Consider the following 21,223-nt stretch of genomic DNA (forward strand, 5'->3'; position numbering starts at 1 on the left):
TTCAGAGAGGCTCTTTTTTTCTAGCTTTAACATTTTACGATTTTGCAGATATTTTCGCACGATTGACAATAGTCTGTACCTTATTCAATACCTTATCGCGTGCCCCTTTATTTTTCATCAGATACGTAACACCCATTCCCAATGCTGCTACCACCCATTTTTTATTCTTCATGAATAACGCCTCCTTATGATCATGTTGTCATACACAAATGCTTAAAAGTATCCAAAATGTGAAAAGATGAACGGGATTTTACGATTTAGTGATTCCTTGCACTCGTTCCGCATAACTATGATTTTACCCTTCTCCATCACATCTTACCCGTTCCTTCGCCAATGAAACGATTACGACTGTCTTTTCATGTTTAATGGATATTATTAAATATCCCGCCACAATGGCTTCAGACGCACATGACAGGGAGGTCTTTGTTATGAGAAAGAAGGAAGTGGTTGCCATGCTGCTCGCCGGCGGACAAGGCAAAAGACTCAAAGGACTTACCCGTACACTAGCCAAACCGGCAGTGTTTTTTGGAGGGACTTACCGCATTATTGATTTCCCTCTCAGCAATTGCACTCATTCTGGTATAGACACCGTAGGCGTATTGACCCAATATGAGCCGTTGGTGCTTCATTCCTATATCGGCGTTGGGAGCGACTGGGATTTGGATCGCCTGGATGGAGGAGTTTTTGTTTTACCACCGCACGAGAAAGAAGATGGAAACAACTGGTACAGGGGCACGGCAGATGCAATTTATCGAAACCTGCATTTCTTGGATCAGTATGACCCAGAGCATGTACTCATTCTGTCAGGGGATCACATTTATAAAATGGACTACAGTCGAATGCTCCACTATCACAAGGAGAAGGAAGCAGACTGCACCATTTCTGTCATCAATGTCACGATTCAGGAAGCCCAACGATTTGGGATACTGAACGCCGACGATGATCTGAAAATATATGACTTTGAGGAAAAGCCTGAACAGCCGAAAAGTACATTGGCCTCCATGGGTATTTATTTGTTCAAATGGGAGGTGTTGCGTCGCTATTTACTGGAAAGCGCAAGTGATTCTGAATCCTCACATGATTTTGGCAAGGATATCATTCCGTTGCTGCTTCAGCATGGCCGGTCGCTGTATGCGTATCCGTTTGCTGGGTATTGGAAGGATGTGGGTACCATTCAGAGCTTGTGGGAGTCCAACATGGATCTTTTGGTTCAGGACCCGCCTTTGGATCTGAACGATCCTTTCTGGCGCATCTATACTCGCAGTCCCAATCAACCGGCCCAGTATATAACCCAACGGGCGATTCTCAAAAACAGTATTGTAAATGAAGGCTGCGTGGTGGATGGCGAAGTAAGGCATTCTGTACTATTTTATGGGGTCGAAGTAGGTGAAGGGAGCGTTATTACAGATTCTGTCATCATGCCAAACGTAAAAATTGGGCGCAATGTACGTATCCACCGGGCTATCGTGAATGAGAACATCGTTATTGAAGACAACGCGTTTATCGGACCTGAAGATAGTTCTATTGAGATTATTTTGTTCGATCAGGAAAGCCAGCTTCATGCACGAATTTAACCCGGATAAGGACGGTGTCTGCTATGAGCCGACTCATTGGAGTTATCAACCTAGATCACGAACTGGATCAGTTGAAAGAATTGACCTATTTTCGGTGCGGGGCCGCAGTTCCCTTTGCCAGTCGATATCGGCTCATTGATTTTACCTTATCCAACATGATGCATGCAGGGGTGCATGATATTGCACTGTTTATCCGCCGCAAATACCGTTCGCTGCTGGATCATCTGGGTGAAGGCCGTCCTTGGGATCTAGACCGCAGACGGGGCGGGTTGTTTATTTTGCCACCGGACTGGAATGATCCGACGGATGCATCACGTGGGGATTTGCAGCATGTGCACAACAATCTGGACTTTTTCCATCGCTCATCGGGGCAAACCATTGTTCACGCAGGAACTCAGCATGTCAATAAGGTTGATATTGAGGATGTATACCGTTATCATCGGGAGAAAAATGCAGATGTTACCCTCGTATATAAACCCATCGACCAGCTCGAATCTGAGCATGCTCCTTGTGCACGACTGGAGATTGATGAGAACGGACGAGTGACTGGTATTCATCAGGAGCAGGATCATCATAATATTTATCTAGAAATGTTCGTAATGGACAAAGGCTTGTATCTGGATCAGGTGAAGCATTGCATTGCCCATCAGGATAGTCATTTCTTTCGCGATGCCATCCAGAAAAACCCAAGTGGACTTCGCATTTATGCGTATCGTTATGAAGGTTATCACGCGGTCATCAATTCTATCGAGAGCTACTATAAAAATAGCATGAAGCTGCTGGATCAGCAGCAGTATCAAGCACTGTTTCAGAATCAGCCGGTGCATACCAAAATCAAGTATGAAGCCCCGACCCGTTATACGCATAGCGCCGAGGTGGATCATTCACTTGTTGCCAATGGCTGCACCATTGGGGGCAAGGTCGAGAACAGTATTCTTTTCCGTGGAGTGCGGGTAGAGGAGGGCGCGCGGGTAAGCAACTCGATTATTATGCAAAAATGTGTCATCCGTAAAGGGGCAGTTGTGGAGAATGTGGTTTTAGATAAAGATGTACAGCTTTCACCAGATCGAACTCTGATTGGCGACATTAGAGTGCCCTATGTCATTGCCAAGAATAGCGTAATTTAAAGGATATACTTAGCCATTAAAACGGAAATAACAGGAGGTACAACTTTGTTCAGCAATAAAGAAGCTTTTAAGCAGGCTTTTCGAGAGCAACTGGTCGGAAGGCTGGGCAAACCGATGCAGGAGGCTCAGTCGGAAGACGTATATAAGGTTTTGGGTGGCATGATTCGTGAACAAGTCGGCAAGAATTGGGCAGAAACGAACCAAGCCTACAAAGAAGGACAAGAGAAGCAGATTTATTATTTTTCACTGGAATTTTTGATAGGTCGTCTACTGGGCAGTAATCTGCTGAATTTGGGCGTACTGGATATGGTTCGGCAGGCATTGGGTGAACTGGGCTGGGATCTGGAGGAAATTGAAGAACAGGAGGCGGACGCGGGGCTAGGCAATGGTGGTCTTGGCCGTCTGGCGGCTTGCTTCATGGACTCGCTGGCATCCCTTGGCTATGCAGGACATGGCTGCGGCATTCGATATAAATATGGTCTGTTTGAACAGCGTATTGTGGATGGCAATCAGGTTGAACTGCCGGATTACTGGCTACAGAAAGGAAATGTCTGGGAGGAACGCCGTCCTGACAAAAAGGTCGAGGTTCATTTTTGGGGAAGAGTGGAAACCCGTGAACAGGAGGGACGTCTTGTATTCGAGACACAGGATGCCGAAACAGTCTGGGCTGTCCCTTACGATATTCCGCTGGTGGGCTATGGTCATGCGCAGGTGAATACGCTGCGGATTTGGAGTGCGGAATCAGCGCTTGATCCCGTTCGAGGACCGATTCGAGGCGAGGGCGGTTATTACCGCTTTCTCGACTACAATCGATCGGTGGAGTCCATCTCGGCATTTCTATATCCGGATGACTCCAATTATGAGGGCAAGCTGCTTCGCTTGAAGCAGCAGTATTTCCTGTGCTCGGCCGGATTGCAAAGTATTTTGCGTACGTTCGAGAAGCTTCGTTTACCTTATAGCCAGTTGCCCGATAAAATAGCACTGCACATTAACGATACACATCCGACGCTGGTTATACCGGAACTGATGCGTATTCTGATAGACGTGAAGGGCTTGGGCTGGGACGATGCATGGGATATTACGACGCGAACCGTTTCTTATACGAATCATACGATATTAAGTGAGGCGCTGGAACAATGGCCTGTCAATATGGTACGGGAGCTGCTTCCTCGTATTTCCTTAATCATTGAAGAAATTAACAAACGTTATTGCGCTATGCTACTGGAGCGTTACCCGGGTCAGGACATCAAAATTGGTGAAATGGCGATTATTCACGGTGAACAAATCCGTATGGCTCACTTGGCAATCGTCGGCAGCTACAGCGTTAATGGGGTAGCTGCGCTGCATACGCAAATATTAAAGGAACGAGAGATGAAGTCGTTTCACGAGCTGTACCCTGACCGTTTTAATAATAAAACAAACGGGATTGCCCATCGCCGCTGGCTAATACACGCCAACCCGGAGCTGGCAAGCTTGTACGATGAGACCATCGGCACACGTTGGAGGACCCGTCCAAGGGAGCTCATCGACCTGCTTCGTTACAGTGGGGACGAGTCGTTCAAAGAACGGATACAGGCGATTAAGCGAAATAATAAAGTCAGGCTCGCAGAGCATGTTTTTGCAAAACAGGGCGTGCGGCTGGATACGTCCTCCATTTTTGATGTACAGGTCAAACGGTTGCATGGTTATAAGCGACAGCTGCTCAACATTTTGCATGTGATGCATCTATACAGTCAGCTTAAAAGTAATCCTGGCCTGGATGTGACGCCACGCACGTTTGTTTTTGGAGCCAAAGCCGCCCCCGGTTATTTTCTCGCCAAACAGACGATCAAGCTCATTAACAACGTGGCGGACACGATCAATCGGGATGTAGATGTCAAGGACAAGCTGAAAGTCGTTTTCCTTGAAAATTATTCGGTCTCGCTGGCGGAGCTGATTATTCCTGCGGCGGATGTCAGTGAGCAGATTTCCACGGCAGGCAAAGAAGCCTCAGGCACAGGGAACATGAAATTTATGATGAACGGTGCGCTCACAATAGGTACATTAGACGGAGCCAATGTTGAAATGCATGAAATGGTAGGCGATACCAACATGTTCATTTTTGGATTGAAGGTGGATCAGATCGAGGCATATTACCGGGACGGCCAGTATTCGGCGCGCAAAACAGCCAACAGTGACGAAAGACTGCGTGAGGTGTTGGATCAACTCGTGAACGAAGCTCCTTTTACGCGGCATGAACGGGAATTTGAGGCCATATATCAATCCCTGATTGATCATAATGATGAATACTTTGTGCTCAAGGACTTCGCAGCCTATGTGGATACACAGGTTCATATTGAACAGGTGTATCGGAATCCCTCGGAGTGGAATCGACGTGCTATTGTCAATATGGCGCATTCTGGTAAATTCTCTAGTGATTGTACGATTCAGCAGTACGCGGGTGAGATTTGGGACATTGTACCTCTCCAAAACGATGTCAACAAGCGAATTCTGTCCTAAAACGGCGAAACAGGCGGAATAACATTGCTTTTCGAACGCTGAGGGTTATAATGACAGTATAGACATAAGTAAGGATGGGAGCTGTATTGACTCATTCCTAACTTGAATAGTACTGTTGAAGGAGTCCTCCTATTGATAAAGCTCAATCCGAAAAGGCTCAAACCTCATAAATCGAAGAAGAAATATAATATGTTTCAAAATATATGGCGTGCGATTCGGCTGAATTTCATCAAGCTGTTGCGCGCCCCTGGTGGAGTTAAAAAGATTTCTTTGGGCTTCGCCATTGGCTTTGCGCTGGAGATGATCGTGATTTCCACGGCTTCTCTGGTATACCTTGTTTTTTATCCGATTGTTCGTCTCTCTGGCGGCTCGCTGCCTGCGGCCATTGTGGGTAACGTTGTAGGTAAACTGACCTTTTTGCCAATTGTACTGATGCCATTCGCCAAGCAAGTGGGAGCTTGGATTTATCCATCTCATTATCCGGTACATGTCAGGGGCGGACGACTTCACGAGCATTCTTTTATGGAGCTGTTTCACGGCAACTGGTCTGTATTCAGAGACTTGCTGCACGGAGGCTTGCACATCCTGATCGGCATGTCGATTTTCGGTGTGGTGCTGGGCATTATCTCGTATTTTGTCATTCAGGTTCTGTATAATCGTTCGCTGCACAAACGGTTGGAAAAGCGGAAGTTGCGTCATGGTGCAGCATTTTCGGCGGCCAGACTGCTGAAGAATGGATAATGTAGTGAATGAGAAGCTCCTTGAGCCTATAAATTAGGCCTAAGGGGCTTCTTTGAGTTGGGGCAAGCAACTTTTATTTTTGAATGCTTTTATTCCCTAGAGGCTATGCCCGCGAATGGAGTTCGAAATTAAGCAGATTGATTTTATTGAAAAGCGTATGATCTCTATAAGTGTCATACGCTTTTTACATATTTTGTAACAGGATTGAATTCATTCGCTCGAATCGTTTACAATACGTGTGCATACAACAATGGACGACAGGTTAATGTACATACGAGGAGTGATGAAGTTGCGGAAGATATGGCAAATCTACTTAACAGACTGGAGAAATGTATTCAAAGTATCGACCGGGACTTTATTAGTCATTGGCATCATTCTTTTGCCTTCCGTCTATGCATGGGTGAATTTGAAAGCAATGTGGGATCCGTATGCGAATACATCTGGGATTAAAATTGCAGTAACCAGCCAAGATCAGGGTGCAGAAGTGAATGGTAAAAAGATTAATATCGGCGATGAGGTTTTGCATAACCTTCAAAATAACAAGAAGCTGGGTTGGACTTTTGTAAATGAAGCGGAAGCACGAAAAGGTGTGTTGGATGGTGATTATTATGCCAGCCTGCTGATCCCGAAAGATTTTTCAGAGAAAATTACGAGTGTGCTAACAGAAAATCCGCAAAAGCCGGAAATTGATTACGCCGTAAATGAAAAAATTAATGCAGTAGCTCCGAAAATTACATCATCGGGGGCAACCTCTCTGACGAACCAGATTAGCCAAAACTTTATTGAAACTGCCAGCCAGGCAGTATTGACAAAGTTGAAGGAAGCTGGAGTCAAGTTGGAAGAGGAGCTTCCGACGATTCGTAACATTGAGAATCGGGTGTTGGAGCTGAATAATCGATTGCCGGATATCGAAAGGTTGGGCAAACAGGCATTGGAGCTGGAGCAAAATCTGCCGAAAATAAAGGCACAGGGACAAAAGATTATTGCATTGAAGGAGAAGATTCCTGAAATTAACCGTGCCGGTGACCTGGTGCTCAAAATTGACAAAAACATGCCTGAGCTGGACAAGGTAGCCACTGTTATTTTGGATATCCAAAAAAGACTACCTGATATTCAAAAGGCCGGTGATCGAATTGTTGAACTGGATCAAAATTTCAGCAAGGTAGAAAGCGCACTGGCCACCGCTTTAGAGGACACGCAAACGGCTCTTAAAGTTATTAATGCTGCCCAGAAGGCACTGCCAGAAGTACAGAAGATAGCGGACACAGGCAAAGACTTTACAACCGGTTTACTTGAATATCTGGACAAAAACGAGGGTGCGCTTGATTCGGTGGGTACTGTAGTTAAAGAAGACTTACAGCTGGTACAACAAATTGCGAATGAAGTTTCTCAAATTACAGACATCATTCGTGGTGTGGATTTTGATCCTAAAGCAGCACAAGCTGCGGTGAATCGTGTCAGCGGTAGGCTGACAACTGCTGTGGGAGTGTTGGATCATATTTCTCAATTGCTGAACCGTGTGAACGGATATTTGCCAAGTCAACCTCTGGATTCACTTATTTCCCGTGTGAGCGGGGTAGAGGATCGTTTCCGTCGTCTGAATAACACTGTAACTAGCATCGGGGATGCCATTCAGCGCGGCGAAAAGCCTGCGCAAAATTTGCTGGATGACACTGATCGCCTTGCAGGAGAAATCAGTAGCGGAATTGACAGCATTTTGGGCAATTATGATACGGAGTATGCACCCGCTATTCAAAAAGCGCTGGATCAGATCAAATCCGTTGCCCGCAATTCTGCCAATGTGCTGACTACAGCTCAAGAGCAGCTACCGAATATTGAAAAGCTATTAAATGACGCACAGGCTGCAGCAGAATTCGGTCAGCAAGAGCTAACACGTCTTCAGCAGGATCTGCCACAATACCGTCAGAAGCTGCATGAAGCGGCGACGACGATTCAGGGACGTATGGGCGAATTTACGAATGCTGTGAACAAAGCGGCAGACTTTGTAAATAACGATTTGCCGGCGGTTAAAAGTAAAATTCATCAGGCAGCAGATTTTGTGCGTAATGATTTGCCCAAAGCGGAACAACAGTTTGTCAAAATGGCTGATTTAATTGAAAATAAATTTCCTGAGGCTGAAAAAGCGGTACACCAAGTAGCCAATTTTGTAAGGACCGATCTCCCAGCTGCCGAGGATTCCATACGTCAGGCCGCAGACACAATCCGCAAGCTTAAGGGTGAAAATGCACTCGGACGCGCTATTGCATTGCTCAAGGGGGATGTGAAAAAGGAAAGTGATTTTCTCGGCAGTCCGGTATCGTTGAAGCAGGAACGGATATACCCAATCCCCAACTATGGTTCGGCGATGTCACCTTTTTACACTACATTGTCGATTTGGGTGGGTGCGATGCTACTGGTCTCGATGTTCAGGGTAGATGTGGACGACCCGGAAGGACAATTTAAAAGCTACCAAGTGTATTTCGGACGGCTTATGACATTTTCCACGATTGGTATTTTTCAGGCGCTGAGCGTATCTCTCGGTGACTTGTTCCTGCTCGGGGCGTATGTGGATGCCAAAGTAGCCTTTGTACTGTCCTCTATGCTGATCAGTCTGGTGTTTACGGCGATGACCTATACACTAGTTTCTGTGTTCGGCAATATCGGCAAGGGACTGGCAGTCATCCTACTGGTGCTTCAATTCTCCAGTTCAGGAGGGACGTTCCCGATTGCGACGAGTACACCGTTCTTTCAGGCGCTGAATCCGTTTGTACCATTCACCTATGCGGTTAGTCTTTTACGAGAGACAGTAGGAGGGATGTTGCCTTCAACGGTGACACGGGATGTGGTGATGCTGTTTGTATTTATCGGTGTTTGCTTCCTGTTTGGATTGGTGTTTAAGAAGCCGCTCAGCAAGCATACGAAAAAAATGGCCGAGAGAGCGAAAGAAACGAAATTAATTCCTTGATTGTTAAAAAGAGAGTGAGTTACGGTGGTTGAAGTGAGCCGCTCCGCGTAGGATTTGATCTTACGATCGCTGTTGCCACGGGATTCTTTGGATTAGATAGACATGAAAAGGTAAGAATCCCGTGGCAAAGGCGAACGCTTCGCTTCTCCAGATTCAAATTCTCCGCTTCGCTGGCAACCACCGGAAAGTCACTTCTTTTAACATTCGACGGGTAGTGCAAAGGGGATGGCCTCCGCATGTAATGCTTCAGCATGGTGTGGGGGCTTTTTTGCATGCGTTATCTAACCTATAAAATGCATTTTGGGGTGTTTCAAAGTGGTTTGTTCTGGTGAATAAACTGAGTATGGTCTTTTTTGGTATGTAATTATGCGGAATTTTAAAATCCTTAGGCAAAGGCGGGAGGCAGTATGGAGTATTCATACTTAGGAAAGTCAGGCTTGAAGGTTAGTCGGTTATGTCTGGGCACAATGAATTTCGGACCGGAAACCGAAGAAAAGGATGCGTTTAAAATTATGGATGCCGCGCTGGATGCGGGCATTAACTTTTTTGATACGGCTAATGTATATGGCCATGACCGTAAAGGCTGGACAGAGGAAATTATCGGACGCTGGTTCCAGCAGGGCGGCGGAAGACGCGAGAAGGTCGTGTTGGCGACGAAGGTATACGGGGATATGAAAAATGAACATGACGGACCCAATGCAGGATCAGGCTTGTCTGCTTACAAAATTCGCCGTCATTTGGACGCGTCGCTGAAACGTCTTCAAACCGACCATGTAGAGCTATATCAAATGCATCACATTGACCGAAATGTGTCATGGGATGAACTGTGGGGTGTATTCGAGTCCGTGGTGGATCGGGGACAGGTTGATTATATCGGTTCCAGTAATTTTGCAGGCTGGCATATTGCGGTGGCGCAGGCAGAAGCGAAGGCACGGCGTTTTCTGGGGCTTGTATCGGAGCAGCATTTGTACAACCTGAACGAACGTTCCGCCGAGCTTGAAGTATTACCGGCAGCTCAGGAGCTGGGTCTGGGTGTGATTCCATGGAGCCCGCTGGCGGGCGGACTGCTGGGACGGAATGCGTTAGCAGGTACTGGTTCTCGCAGCGCACGTGCCAAAGAAAAGGTGGAGCAGAATCGTGCGAAGCTGGAGCAATTTGCAGCATTGTCCCGCGAGCTGGGTGAAAAGGAAGACGTGATTGCATTGGCTTGGGTACTGTCCCATCCGGCTGTAACGGCTCCAATTATCGGACCACGGACCTTAGAACAGTTAGAGGATGCTCTACGGGTACCTGAGGTCAAATTGAGCGAAGATGTGCTTGCCAAGCTAAATGAGATTTTCCCCGGTCCGGGAAAACCTGCGCCAGAAGCCTACGCTTGGTAATAATACTTCGTACTCGTCATAAAGTATCATTCTTTGTGAGAAATAATCGCCAAAAAAGCAGCAGATCGGGAATAGTCTCCTTGATCTGCTGCTTTTATACTAGTGTCCTATCCTAAATCGTGGTTGACAAAACGGCTATAATCAAGGGTTCATATTAAAGCTAATCGGAAAAGCTAACAACTATTCGCTAATCTTTCGCACTATTCGTACATACTCCCGGGGGAGAAAGGGAATGCTTATTAGAACAGGTTCAGCAAAAATGGCTGAACGGAATTTGTAACTTTCATTTGCTGAAACTTTTGGTTGCTCTTAACTGTTTTTTCATGAATATTATATTCAAGTCTCCAACCCACGACAAGCAACAGGATAAAGAGATTCGTGCAGATCATCACTTTGCGCATCAACATGTGAACCCCTCCTTTGTATGAAGATTCTCCATTTATACTAGGTGCTATACGCAAAAGGATTACCTTTACAATCTCTCCGGCAAACTATATAATTAAAACTAATTGTATATTGGTTTACCCGGAGGAGCCTGCCAACAGCGGGCTCTTTTTGTGTTTTTTCGTAAATTGGAAACAGGAGGCAGAGAAAATGTTGGCGGAGATGAACAATGAGAGCATTATGGTGTGTGTCCATTATGGTCCGCATGGACAGCGGTTAATTCAAAGAGGTAGCGAATTTTGTCAACGATTTGATTGAACAGCTGGGTCCTATTGATCTTCATATTGTGGCTGTACAGCGTTACCCCGAGCTTTTAGAGCACTCACATGAGAAGGGGGCTTCCGCTTATTTGGTGAAGCAGGATGGAAGTTATGTACTGAGCGAAGAGCCTGGTGGAGAAGATACGATAAAAGGGATATTTTTTCGTGAGTTGGATACTGATTTCAACAGCGGTCTATTCAAAATCGTTAGAAATGGCGAAGCCCAGTATTTGAGAATTCTGCAAAGTGAATGGGTAAAGCCGCATTCCTAGAAGTTCATATACAAAAAAATAAATTTATATAGGGGGGAGTGCTCGACTGTGTTGCATGCTGCAATTTTGATTCCATTTCTGCTGGCTGTCCTAATCCCGTTGACCAAGGGCATTTCGCGCGCTCATACAGGTTGGACAGTATTGCCCGTACCCACAGCTCTTTTCCTATACTTCCTGACAAGGATATCGGACATTCAGGCTGGAAATGATACGATGTCAACTATATCTTGGATGCCTTCGCTTGGGATTAATATTACGTTGCATTTGGATGGACTTAGCCTGCTGTTTGCTCTGCTGATTACGGGAATGGGTGCGCTGGTGATCTTGTATTCCATTTATTATCTTAATAAGCGGACGGAAGCGATTCGCCATTTCTACATCTATTTGCTCATGTTTATGGGAGCAATGCTCGGTGTCGTATTATCCGACAATTTGATGGTTCTATATGGATTCTGGGAGTTAACCAGTATTACGTCATTCCTGCTGATCGCCTTTTGGCACCGACGGGAAAGATCCCGTTATGGAGCGTTGAAGTCGATGCTAATCACTGTTTTTGGCGGGCTGGCGATGTTCGCGGGGTTCAATCTGCTCTACGTAATGAGTGGAACGTACAGCATTCGGGAGATTATAACCCAAGTCAGCTTATTGACCGAGTCCCCGTTGTTTGTTCCGGCGATGCTGCTGATTCTACTGGGGGCATTTACTAAGTCCGCACAATTTCCTTTTCACATCTGGCTACCCGATGCCATGGAGGCACCGACACCTGTCAGTGCTTATCTGCATTCAGCTACAATGGTTAAGGCGGGGATATACCTTGTGGCGCGTCTTAGCCCCATATTCGCTGGACAGTCCGAATGGTTCTGGTTGGTCTCACTTTCCGGTCTGGTCACACTTTTTTATGGATCGTTTAAAGCGATTAAACAAACAGATCTTAAAGCTCTGCTTGCCTATTCCACCATTAGTCAGCTCGGTCTGATTATGTGTTTGCTCGGGCTGGGATCGGCTTCTGCCTTTTTTTTCGGTACAGAGGAGTCGTTATTCTATACGACGGCTACTGCGGCGGCCATCTTTCATCTGATCAACCATGCCGTCTTTAAAGGCTCTCTTTTTATGGTGGTTGGTATTGTCGACCACGAGGTGAACACTCGGGATCTGCGCAAGCTCGGCGGTTTAATATCCTTAATGCCAGTCACCTTTTCTGTGGCATTGATGGGGGCTTTCTCCATGGCAGGGTTACCACCATTCAGCGGTTTTCTGAGTAAAGAAATGTTCTTTACCGCTGTGTTGAATATTCGAGAGTTGGATGTTCTGAATACACAGTCGTGGATGATTCTAATTCCGGTGATTGCATGGATTGCCAGTGTACTCACTTTTGTTTACAGTATGATTCTCGTATTTGATACTTTTACTGGTAAACTCCAGTCGGAGAAGCTCGATAAAATACCGCATGAAGCGCCGCTGGGTCTGTTGATTTCCCCAGTCCTGCTGGTTTCACTCGCTGTGGTATTCGGCTTATTTCCTGATCTCTTGTCTTATTCTCTGATTGAGCCGGCTATGGGCTCGATTTATAACGAGCTATTGTCGCCAGTGGAAACCTTCGGTGTCTCCATTCATTTCTGGCATGGTTGGACACCTGAGATATTCATGACACTGGGTGTTATCGCTGCCGGGACACTTCTCTATAGAAGATACAGCCGACTGCGGATTCTGGATCGGGGATGGAACGGTAGCAATTTTCTTAATCTCTTGTATGACGGATCTCTTCAAGTGCTGGAGCGTGGATCGAACCGCTTCACAAATCTCTATATGACGGGATCAAACAGACACTATTTGCTTTATATATTTGGCTTTTTCGTCATTGCCTTGGGAAGTGTGATGCTTGGGACGCAAGGGATATCGCTGGGTATGAGCCACTATGCTCCGTTAGCCTTTTATGAGGCTGTCATTGTTGTTGTAATGCTTCTAGCAGCATTTGCCGTACCCTTTGCTAAGTCGCGGGTCAACGCGATTTTGTTCACCGGTGCAGTCGGGTACATGGTGACCCTGCTGTTTGTTATCTTCCGCGCACCGGATCTTGCGTTAACACAAATGATCGTGGAAACAGTATCCGTCATTCTGTTCCTTCTGTGCTTTAAGTATCTTCCAAAGTTAAAGAAGGAGAAGGAGCGTCTGAGCTTTAGATTGCCGAATTTGATTATCGCTGTAGGTGTAGGAATTACGATGACACTCATTGCGCTGGCAGCCATGGGCAGTAGTCCATTCGCTCCCATTTCGGAGTTTTTCCTTAAAGAAAGCTATTCCTTGGCCGGGGGGAAAAACGTAGTCAATGTCATTCTCGTTGACTTCCGGGGATTCGATACTTTATTCGAAATTATGGTTCTGGCCATTGCATCCCTCGGCATTTATGCCTTGATTAACTTGAAAATGGAGCCTGGTATTTCACCCGCCAACAAAAATAAGAAGGGGGGAAGAATTGCCTTTCCGCTCCGGAGTAATGATGTGATCCTGCGAACCCTGTCCAAGGTTATCATAATCGTGATTCTCACCTTCTCAATGTATTTGTTCTTTGCCGGACACAATAACCCGGGAGGTGGCTTTATCGGAGCGCTGATGACTTCAGCTGCGCTTATTTTGATGGCGATCTCTTTCGGAATGGACACAGTTCGTAAAGTCCTTCCGGTGAATTACCGCATGATCACCGCGGTGGGGCTGCTCATTGCAATTCTGACTGCGGCTGGCTCGTTTGTTTTCGGAGCCCCTTTTCTCAGCCATGCTTTTGGTCACTTTGATCTGCCTATTATGGGTGATACCGAGCTGGCTACAGCAGTCCTCTTTGATCTGGGGGTATACCTGGCTGTAGTAGGTGTGACCATGAGTATTATTTTTACCATAGGGGGGGATGAGTGAAATGGAACTGATTATGGCTGTAGCAGTCGGTATTTTATTTACAATTGGAGTGTACCTGATTCTATCTAAGAGTCTTCTTCGTATTGTTTTGGGTACTTCCTTGCTAACACATGGCGTTCATCTGCTGCTACTGACGATGGCCGGACTAAAGACAGGAGCTGCTCCAGTATTAGGAGGTAAAGCGGAAACTTATGTGGACCCTTTACCGCAGGCGTTAATTCTGACCTCTATCGTTATCAGTTTTGGAGTCACTGCCTTTTTCTTCGTGCTTGCTTACCGCTCATACCAGACGTTGGGCACCGATGAAATCGACAGTGTTAAGGGGGAAGAACAATGACCAATCTCTTGGCACTACCGATTTTAATTCCCTTGTGTACCGCCGTTATATTGATTTTTCTGAAGGAGAAGATTCTGCTTCAGCGGCTCATTAGTACAGTTAGCGCCATTTTGAATATTATAATTGCTCTTGTGCTGATTTACCGCATTCATAGCGGGGGTATACAAACTTTGCAAATGGGGGGATGGGTGCCGCCGTATGGCATTGTGTTCGTGGGGGACATGTTTGCGGCTCTGCTTGTGCTGACCGCTTCAGTGGTAAGCTTGGGTATTCTCCTCTACTCCTTCCGCAGTATAGGGGCAGAACGGGAGCGTTTTTATTACTATACCTTTTTTCACTTCCTGCTTGTAGGTGTCTATGGATCATTTCTTACAGGAGATATGTTCAATTTGTTCGTTTTCTTCGAGGTTATGCTGATTTCCTCCTATGCCTTGATTTCACTGGGGGGAACGAAGCTCCAGCTTCGGGAAACGTCCAAATATTTGCTTATTAACATTGTGTCTTCCACACTCTTTGTGGCGGCAGTTGCTTATCTATATGCGGCTGTAGGCACCCTGAATATGGCTCATTTGTCTCAGCGGGTTGCTGAAGCGGGGCAGGGCGGCGTACTCAATGTGATCGCTGTTCTGTTCCTGATTGTGTTCGCATTGAAGGCGGGGTTATTCCTCTTTTTCTGGCTGCCGGGTTCTTACAGTTCGCCGCCGTCTGCTATAAGAGCCTTGTTCGGTGCGTTACTGACAAAAGTGGGACTGTATGCAATCATTCGGACCTTTACTCTTATTTTTGTGAATGATCCCGGACTCACGCATACGTGGATCGCCTGGATGGCGGCGGCTACGATGATTCTGGGAGGACTGGGAGCGGTAGCTTATAATGATATTCCCCGTATTTTTAATTACAACGTCATTATCAGTGTAGGTTTTGTGGCCTTCGGTCTGGCTGCAGCGACACCAGATGCATTGAATGGGGCGGTTTTCTATTTGCTTCACGATATGCTGGCGAAAGGATTAATGTTTATTCTTGGGGGCATCATTATCACTGCAGCGGGAACGGACCAATTAAAAGATATGGGGGGCCTCATCAAACGCTATCCCTTAATCGGCTGGATGTTCTTTACACTGGCCCTTGCACTTGTAGGTATTCCGCCGCTTAGCGGGTTTGCTGGTAAAGTGTTGATCACTCGGGGCGGACTTGATGCCGGGATGCTGACATTATCCTTGATTGGGCTAGGCTCGAGTTTCCTTGTACTGTATTCGCTGATCAAAGTATTCAGGCTTGCATTTTGGGGGAATGAACCCGAAGGCGACTTGCCGAAGATAGGGCTAAAAAGTGTGAATGCTGTGGCGGCCGGTTTGCTCGTCCTGGTTATATTGATGGGCATCGGGGCGGATTGGGTCTATTCCTATGTTGCACAAGCCGGTGATGTGCTAGCTCATCCCGCGCTATACATCGAAGCTGTAATAAAGGAGTAGATGAAGATGGTCTTTCAAATATTATTAAATCTGATGATTGCGTTGCTGTGGATGCTACTTAACAACGACTGGTCAGGGTCGCGGTTCACCATCGGCATTCTGCTAGGGATAGCCATATTGCTTGTTTTGCGTAAATTCCGTCCAGAACCTTTCTACCTGAAGCGTATATGGGCCATCCTAAAGCTGCTACTTCTGTTTATGCGGGAGCTAATCGTTTCCAGCTTTGCGGTTATCCATCATATTCTCCGCCCGAAGCTGACGATCCGCCCAGGCATTTTTGCCTATGAGACCGCCCTAAAGTCAGATTGGGAGATCACTATTTTATCGTGCCTCATTTGTCTGACACCAGGAACGCTCACTCTGGAAGTATCTGGAGAAGGTCAAATGCTGTATATTCATGCCATGGACATACAGGACGCGACACTGCTTTCTGAGCAAATTAGAGGGACATTTGAAAAAGCGATCATGGAGGTGACACAGTGATAGTTTCGGCACTTTTGACTGCATCACTGGCTATTCTCTCCTTAGCCATATTAGGTTGCTTGTACCGTTTGATTAAAGGACCGACCCGTCCGGATAGGGTAGCCGCGCTGGACACGATAGGTATAAATCTGCTAGCTATGATTGCTGTGATCTGCATGCAGCTGGAGACACAGGATTTTATTGAGATTGTTCTTGTTATAGGAATCCTGACATTTATAGGAACAACGGCGTTGGCGAGATATATAGAAAGAGATGCCGTCATAGATACTGGGGGTGATGAACTTGATCGGTGAGTTGCTTATTGCGATCCTTGTTTTATTCGGCGCTCTGTTCTGTGGATTGAGCGCGTTTGGATTGATTCGGCTGCCAGATGTTTATTTACGTTCTCATGCCGCAACCAAAAGTGCAACGCTTGGCGTGCTTTGCGTATTAACAGGAGCCTTTCTTTATTTTTTGTTTTATGTAGACGTGGTCAGCATCAAATTACTGCTTGCCATTGTGTTTGTCTTTATCACTTCTCCCGTAGCCGGACATCTAAATGGAAGAGCTGCCTACCGTTCGGGAGTCCCTTTATGGGAGAACAGTGTTCAGGATGAGCTGGCGCCGGTATTGGAACAAAATACGTCTTCAAAACAACCAAAATGAAAGCAGCCCATAGTGCAGGATTTGCGTCATGTCCGTCTGGATTGATAATAAATGTGGAGGGATCATGTGCACAATATTATTTCAGTCCAGCCAGCCGTATTACAAAGCGGAAAGGATCGTAACTCCGTTAAAACAGGAAACAGTCATTCATCGTCGAGTTTTACACTTGTATACAACTAAAATTGTATCAGCGTACCGGGAGTTTTCTCTCAATGAGGTATATGATATATCGTTTAAAAGTATCGGGCAGGGTCATGGTGTTCTTTATTTGCATACGAAACAAGGTGTATTTCCTTATACTGTAGAATCAGATCCTAAAGACTTTATAATCGAATTCAAAAAAATTGTAGAAAAGTAAGATCGTTCGATATAAGAAATTTAAAAAGACCGCATCTATTTTGCGGTCTTTTTCTAATGCCTGAAGTTACATAAAGCTTTTAGCATGTGTTACATAACTGCGCAGAATCATGCCGAGGATGACGATGAACATACTCATCCATGATAAAGGAGACGGCATGGGGATATACAAAAAAAAAATTCTCCCATTAATGCATAAAGAACTTCCAGAGATTGTGTTGCTTCTACGGTCCCAGCTTTTGCATATTTCCACGAACCTGATCTGTAGCTTTAAAAAATAAAACCGTAGCGATCACCCCCGAAAAACACAGCCACCAAGGCAGACTGAATCGTCTGATCCTTACTTGGCATTCCCGCGCTGAAAACTCCATATAACGAAAGCAGTAACCAGAAGGGTAAGCTGGCTAAAGTCATCCCGAGCACACGTTGATAGGCATCTAACCGCCCCGCACAGACTTCCATCATTTTGCGATTACCTAATGGATAGGCGAATGAGGCGAGTATGACAGGCAGAATACCGAATAAAAAATCTTGGGTAGAAATAGATTGCGATTGTTCGACTTGCATAACAATAATGCCGATTAAAATAACGAGAGACATCAACAGTCCTTGGATGGGGATTTTTCCTCGTACTTTGATTGGGCCGTTCTCCGTTTGTACAACCTCAGCAAATAAAGGGACAAGCAAAGATCCGGAAATAATGGTAATTTGCCAGGTTCCCGCGATCAACCAACCCGGTGAATAAGCCGATGCGAAACATAACGGAGCATAAAATAAGCCAAATCCGAGGAAGCTCCACCACAGCCACGTTCCCGGTTGTTCTTTCATGACTTTCCAAAGAGGCTTAAGCTTATGTTGGGTCATCACAATGACGATTAGAATAGGAAGCATAAACAGATATCGCAACGAAGCAACCTTAGATTATTCATTTCAAGAGTTTCTTTACAGTTGACAAGGTAAAAGGGATGCTGTATATTACTGAATGTTAATGTTAATAGTAATTATTACGATTTAAAGAAATGAAAATGATAAGCCTATATTAAAGGGAGCATACGAGCAATGAATAAGAAAGTAATACCGGTAACAGTGCTGAGCGGATATTTGGGTGCAGGAAAAACGACGATTTTGAATCATGTGTTAAACAATCGGGACGGAATGAAAGTGGCAGTCATCGTCAATGACATGAGTGAAGTAAATATAGATGCCGAGCTGGTTAAAAAAGAGGGCGGCTTGTCCAGAACAGAAGAAAAACTGGTCGAGTTATCTAATGGTTGTATTTGTTGCACATTACGTGAAGATTTATTGATTGAGGTCAAGAAGCTGACGGAACAAGGCGAGTTTGATTATATTTTAATCGAATCTACAGGCATCAGTGAGCCCGTGCCAATCGCTCAAACCTTTACGTACGCCGATGAAGGAACTGGCATTGATTTGGCTTCGCTGGCAAAACTGGATTGCATGGTGACCGTAGTTGATGCGAACCGTTTCTGGCATGATTTTGAATCAGGAGAAACGCTACTGGATCGTAGGCAGGCTACTGGTGAAGACGACACGCGTGATATCTCGGACTTGTTGATTGACCAGATTGAAACTTGTGATGTATTGATTTTGAATAAGTGCGATCTGGTTCAGCCTGTGGAGCTAGACAAGCTGGAGGGTGTGCTGCGGAGATTACAACCTGAAGCCCGAATCATTCGAACTTCTAAGGGAAAGGTCGCTCCTTCGGACATTTTGAATACAGGGCTGTTCAATTTTGACAAAGCTAGTCAATCCGCTGGATGGATTCGGGAGCTGGAGCTTGAAAGCCATACACCGGAAACAGACGAATATGGGATCAATTCCTTTGTATATCGCCGTAGAAGACCATTTCATCCTGCGAGATTGGCTGAATTTATGAGCTACTGGCCGGAGGAGGTCGTTCGCGCCAAAGGTTTGGCCTGGATTGCAACCCCGCAGGATTGGGCAGCGAGTATTAGCCAGGCAGGACCATCTATTCAATTTGGCCCTGCGGGAAGCTGGCTTGCTGCGTTATCTGAAGAAGAACGGCAGGAGATCGTGGCAGCCGATCCTGAGGCTCTGGACCATTGGGATGAACAATGGGGCGACCGCATGAACGAAATCGTCATGATAGGTATCGGAATGAATCGACCGGACTTGGAAGAAGAGCTAGATGAATGCCTACTGAACGATAACGAAATGGATATGGACTGGTCCAGTTTTGAGAATCCGCTTCCTTGGCCGACATGATGAAGCTAGTTGATCCATTCAGTAATAAAGTCCATACATTTTTTAGCGGCTGGAGAAACATTTTTTAAGGAAGCGGTAGCGATACCGATAGTACGGGAATGCCTTTCGTCCAAAGGTCGAATAGAGATGTCGTAAGGAATGTGAGACAGGATCATTTCAGGAAGAATACTCACGCCTAGGCCATTCTGCACCATAGCCATAATCGCATGGTCATCTTCTAATTCATATTTGATTTTAGGTGACATATTATGCTGTGAAAAAATATTTCTTACATCCGTGTCACAGCCTGCAACAGGCATAATGAAAGGCTCATCTCTGAGCTGTTCTATTCCAATTGAGGCTTGCTTTCCAAGAATATGATCGGAAGGAAGTAGACAAAGCATACTTTCTTCTTTTAATGGCAATGCCTCTAATGCGTCTAACGTGGGTAGGTTCACAAAGCCGAAATCAGCTTCCCCACTGACTATCCAGCTCTCAATTTCATGGTAGTTCCCATCGAGCAGTTTTACTTCAATAAGAGGAAACTGCTCATTGAATTTTTTTAGAATACGGGGCAGCCAATGAATAGAGACGCTTGAAAATGTGCCGATCTTTACGGTTCCGATTTCCAATCCTTTAATTAAAGCTACCTCTTGGTAGAGCTTTTCATCCATTTGTACAATCTCTCTAAATCGCTTCATTAATCTTTCCCCGTTATTGGTCAATCGGATGCCTGAACGACCTCGGATCAGAAGAGTCAACCCTAGTTCATGTTCCAATCCAGAGATCGCATGGCTGATTGCTGATTGTGTAAGATTTAAAACTTCCCCGGCCTTTGTGAAACTTCCCATTTCAACTACGCAAAGAAAAATCTTATATTTAAACAAATTCGTGTTCACTCCTATTTTTTATGAAATATATTCATGCATCATATCAGATATATTCATTTTTTTTATTTAATATTTATGATTATAATCAAATTAAAGAAAGGTTATTTAATTTTGTTTTAGGAGGAACATGTCATATGAACTCAATTGCTAAAACTCCTCGACCGCCTTATTATGCGGCTATCTTTACTTCTGAACGTACGGAAGGAGATGGCGGATACGGAGTGATGGGAGACAAAATGGTGGAACTGGCTGCCCAACAGCCGGGTTTTCTAGGTGTGGAAAGTGTTCGTGACCACAATGGAGTAGGCATCACAGTTTCCTATTGGGAGTCTCTGGACGCTATAAAAAATTGGAAACATAACGAGATGCACAAGGTAGCGCAGGAAAAAGGGAAATCCGAGTGGTATAAAACATTTGGTTTAAGAGTGAGCAAGGTAGAACGAGATTATTTTTTTACAATGTAAATAGGTTCAATATCCATGTTAGTGCTAGCATGAAGCCGAATCTGGAAATAAAGGTTTTCCATTATTCATTAAAAGGACATCCATGAGTTGAAGCCAAAGAAGTCCCATATGGGACTTCTTTGGCTTCTCTGTCAGAAAGGAATCGTCGACCATTTTGGGAAATGTAAACGGTTCTATT

At 45.4% G+C, this 21,223-nt stretch carries 18 protein-coding genes and 1 pseudogene; 15 read left to right on the forward strand and 4 right to left on the reverse strand.

The genetic code is table 11. The features are described from left to right. Positions 1-34: 34 nt before the first annotated feature. Positions 35-172 (reverse strand): hypothetical protein, encoded by a 138-nt coding sequence (locus tag T3H97_RS10800; RefSeq protein WP_179085945.1) that lies wholly within the window; start codon positions 170-172, stop codon positions 35-37. Between the two features lie 256 nt (positions 173-428). Between T3H97_RS10800 and T3H97_RS10805 the strand changes: the two genes are divergently transcribed. From T3H97_RS10805 to T3H97_RS10830, 6 genes are all read left to right on the forward strand, one after another. Further along, entirely contained in the window at positions 429-1,574 is a 1,146-nt protein-coding gene (locus T3H97_RS10805; RefSeq protein WP_328802497.1) for a glucose-1-phosphate adenylyltransferase, read from the forward strand. A 23-nt stretch (positions 1,575-1,597) separates the two neighbouring features. Next, a complete protein-coding gene (glgD, locus tag T3H97_RS10810) occupies positions 1,598-2,701 on the forward strand; it encodes a glucose-1-phosphate adenylyltransferase subunit GlgD (RefSeq protein ID WP_025722957.1) in 1,104 nt (367 codons plus the stop codon). 45 nt (positions 2,702-2,746) lie between these two features. After that, positions 2,747-5,200, forward strand: a complete 2,454-nt coding sequence (locus T3H97_RS10815; protein ID WP_328802498.1) for a glycogen/starch/alpha-glucan phosphorylase — start codon at positions 2,747-2,749, stop codon at positions 5,198-5,200. 189 nt (positions 5,201-5,389) lie between these two features. Further along, a complete protein-coding gene (locus T3H97_RS10820; protein ID WP_028542387.1) occupies positions 5,390-5,941 on the forward strand; it encodes a DUF2062 domain-containing protein in 552 nt (183 codons plus the stop codon). A gap of 289 nt (positions 5,942-6,230) precedes the next feature. Beyond that, the gene (locus tag T3H97_RS10825) at positions 6,231-8,906 is read left to right on the forward strand and encodes a YhgE/Pip domain-containing protein (protein WP_328802499.1); all 2,676 of its coding nucleotides are present in this window, start codon (positions 6,231-6,233) and stop codon (positions 8,904-8,906) included. Between the two features lie 407 nt (positions 8,907-9,313). Further along, positions 9,314-10,288, forward strand: coding sequence for an aldo/keto reductase (locus T3H97_RS10830; protein WP_023988341.1), 975 nt, complete (start codon positions 9,314-9,316; stop codon positions 10,286-10,288). Between the two features lie 239 nt (positions 10,289-10,527). On the opposite strand, the gene T3H97_RS10835 is transcribed toward T3H97_RS10830, so the two are convergent. Beyond that, positions 10,528-10,695 (reverse strand): hypothetical protein, encoded by a 168-nt coding sequence (locus T3H97_RS10835; RefSeq protein WP_328802500.1) that lies wholly within the window; start codon positions 10,693-10,695, stop codon positions 10,528-10,530. A gap of 287 nt (positions 10,696-10,982) precedes the next feature. Here T3H97_RS10835 and T3H97_RS10840 point away from each other — a divergent pair, with 287 nt between their 5' ends. The 7 genes from T3H97_RS10840 to mnhG are packed head-to-tail and all read left to right on the forward strand — an operon-like array spanning position 10,983 to position 17,108. Continuing rightward, positions 10,983-11,264: a hypothetical protein gene (locus T3H97_RS10840; RefSeq protein ID WP_328802501.1), complete on the forward strand. Its 282-nt coding sequence runs from the start codon at positions 10,983-10,985 to the stop codon at positions 11,262-11,264. Positions 11,265-11,312: 48 nt separating this feature from the next. Continuing rightward, positions 11,313-14,171 (forward strand): Na+/H+ antiporter subunit A, encoded by a 2,859-nt coding sequence (locus T3H97_RS10845; RefSeq protein ID WP_328802502.1) that lies wholly within the window; start codon positions 11,313-11,315, stop codon positions 14,169-14,171. 1 nt (position 14,172) lies between these two features. After that, positions 14,173-14,508 carry a Na(+)/H(+) antiporter subunit C gene (locus T3H97_RS10850; protein WP_134902158.1) on the forward strand — a complete coding sequence of 112 codons (336 nt, stop codon included), beginning with the start codon at positions 14,173-14,175 and terminating at the stop codon, positions 14,506-14,508. Beyond that, positions 14,505-15,980 carry a Na+/H+ antiporter subunit D gene (locus tag T3H97_RS10855; RefSeq protein WP_328802503.1) on the forward strand — a complete coding sequence of 492 codons (1,476 nt, stop codon included), beginning with the start codon at positions 14,505-14,507 and terminating at the stop codon, positions 15,978-15,980. Before T3H97_RS10850 ends, T3H97_RS10855 begins: the two co-directional genes overlap by 4 nt. 6 nt (positions 15,981-15,986) lie before the next feature. Continuing rightward, complete coding sequence (locus T3H97_RS10860) at positions 15,987-16,463, forward strand: Na+/H+ antiporter subunit E (protein WP_328802504.1); 477 nt, start codon at positions 15,987-15,989, stop codon at positions 16,461-16,463. Further along, positions 16,463-16,756, forward strand: coding sequence for a Na(+)/H(+) antiporter subunit F1 (locus T3H97_RS10865; protein WP_134902156.1), 294 nt, complete (start codon positions 16,463-16,465; stop codon positions 16,754-16,756). Before T3H97_RS10860 ends, T3H97_RS10865 begins: the two co-directional genes overlap by 1 nt. Next, positions 16,740-17,108 carry a monovalent cation/H(+) antiporter subunit G gene (gene mnhG / locus T3H97_RS10870; RefSeq protein WP_250273820.1) on the forward strand — a complete coding sequence of 123 codons (369 nt, stop codon included), beginning with the start codon at positions 16,740-16,742 and terminating at the stop codon, positions 17,106-17,108. Before T3H97_RS10865 ends, mnhG begins: the two co-directional genes overlap by 17 nt. A 424-nt stretch (positions 17,109-17,532) precedes the next feature. On the opposite strand, the pseudogene T3H97_RS10875 reads toward mnhG, so the two are convergent. Then, positions 17,533-18,377, reverse strand: a pseudogene (locus tag T3H97_RS10875) (DMT family transporter); the annotation flags it as partial. A gap of 147 nt (positions 18,378-18,524) precedes the next feature. On the opposite strand from T3H97_RS10875, the gene T3H97_RS10880 reads away from it, so the two are divergent. Next, complete coding sequence (locus tag T3H97_RS10880) at positions 18,525-19,712, forward strand: GTP-binding protein (protein ID WP_328802505.1); 1,188 nt, start codon at positions 18,525-18,527, stop codon at positions 19,710-19,712. 5 nt (positions 19,713-19,717) lie between these two features. Here the strand turns inward: T3H97_RS10880 and T3H97_RS10885 are convergent, their stop codons facing one another. Next, entirely contained in the window at positions 19,718-20,578 is an 861-nt protein-coding gene (locus T3H97_RS10885; RefSeq protein ID WP_328802506.1) for a LysR family transcriptional regulator, read from the reverse strand. Positions 20,579-20,715: 137 nt separating this feature from the next. On the opposite strand from T3H97_RS10885, the gene T3H97_RS10890 reads away from it, so the two are divergent. Beyond that, on the forward strand, positions 20,716-21,045 hold the full coding sequence (locus T3H97_RS10890; RefSeq protein WP_328802507.1) for an antibiotic biosynthesis monooxygenase family protein: 330 nt from the start codon (positions 20,716-20,718) through the stop codon (positions 21,043-21,045). Positions 21,046-21,223: the final 178 nt, after the last annotated feature.

The organism is Paenibacillus sp. LX16 (assembly GCF_036252815.1).
GTDB lineage: Bacteria > Bacillota > Bacilli > Paenibacillales > Paenibacillaceae > Paenibacillus > Paenibacillus polymyxa_B.

Excerpts from the sequence above, each read along its gene's own strand:
- T3H97_RS10850 (WP_134902158.1), top strand. The coding sequence starts at position 14,173 with ATGGAACTGATTATGGCTGTAGCAGTCGGTATTTTATTTACAATTGGA.
- T3H97_RS10800 (WP_179085945.1), bottom strand. The coding sequence starts at position 172 with ATGAAGAATAAAAAATGGGTGGTAGCAGCATTGGGAATGGGTGTTACG.
- mnhG (WP_250273820.1), top strand. The coding sequence starts at position 16,740 with ATGAACTTGATCGGTGAGTTGCTTATTGCGATCCTTGTTTTATTCGGC.
- glgD (WP_025722957.1), top strand. The coding sequence starts at position 1,598 with ATGAGCCGACTCATTGGAGTTATCAACCTAGATCACGAACTGGATCAG.
- T3H97_RS10805 (WP_328802497.1), top strand. The coding sequence starts at position 429 with ATGAGAAAGAAGGAAGTGGTTGCCATGCTGCTCGCCGGCGGACAAGGC.
- T3H97_RS10835 (WP_328802500.1), bottom strand. The coding sequence starts at position 10,695 with ATGTTGATGCGCAAAGTGATGATCTGCACGAATCTCTTTATCCTGTTG.
- T3H97_RS10880 (WP_328802505.1), top strand. The coding sequence starts at position 18,525 with ATGAATAAGAAAGTAATACCGGTAACAGTGCTGAGCGGATATTTGGGT.
- T3H97_RS10830 (WP_023988341.1), top strand. The coding sequence starts at position 9,314 with ATGGAGTATTCATACTTAGGAAAGTCAGGCTTGAAGGTTAGTCGGTTA.
- T3H97_RS10855 (WP_328802503.1), top strand. The coding sequence starts at position 14,505 with ATGACCAATCTCTTGGCACTACCGATTTTAATTCCCTTGTGTACCGCC.
- T3H97_RS10820 (WP_028542387.1), top strand. The coding sequence starts at position 5,390 with ATGTTTCAAAATATATGGCGTGCGATTCGGCTGAATTTCATCAAGCTG.
- T3H97_RS10860 (WP_328802504.1), top strand. The coding sequence starts at position 15,987 with ATGGTCTTTCAAATATTATTAAATCTGATGATTGCGTTGCTGTGGATG.
- T3H97_RS10890 (WP_328802507.1), top strand. The coding sequence starts at position 20,716 with ATGAACTCAATTGCTAAAACTCCTCGACCGCCTTATTATGCGGCTATC.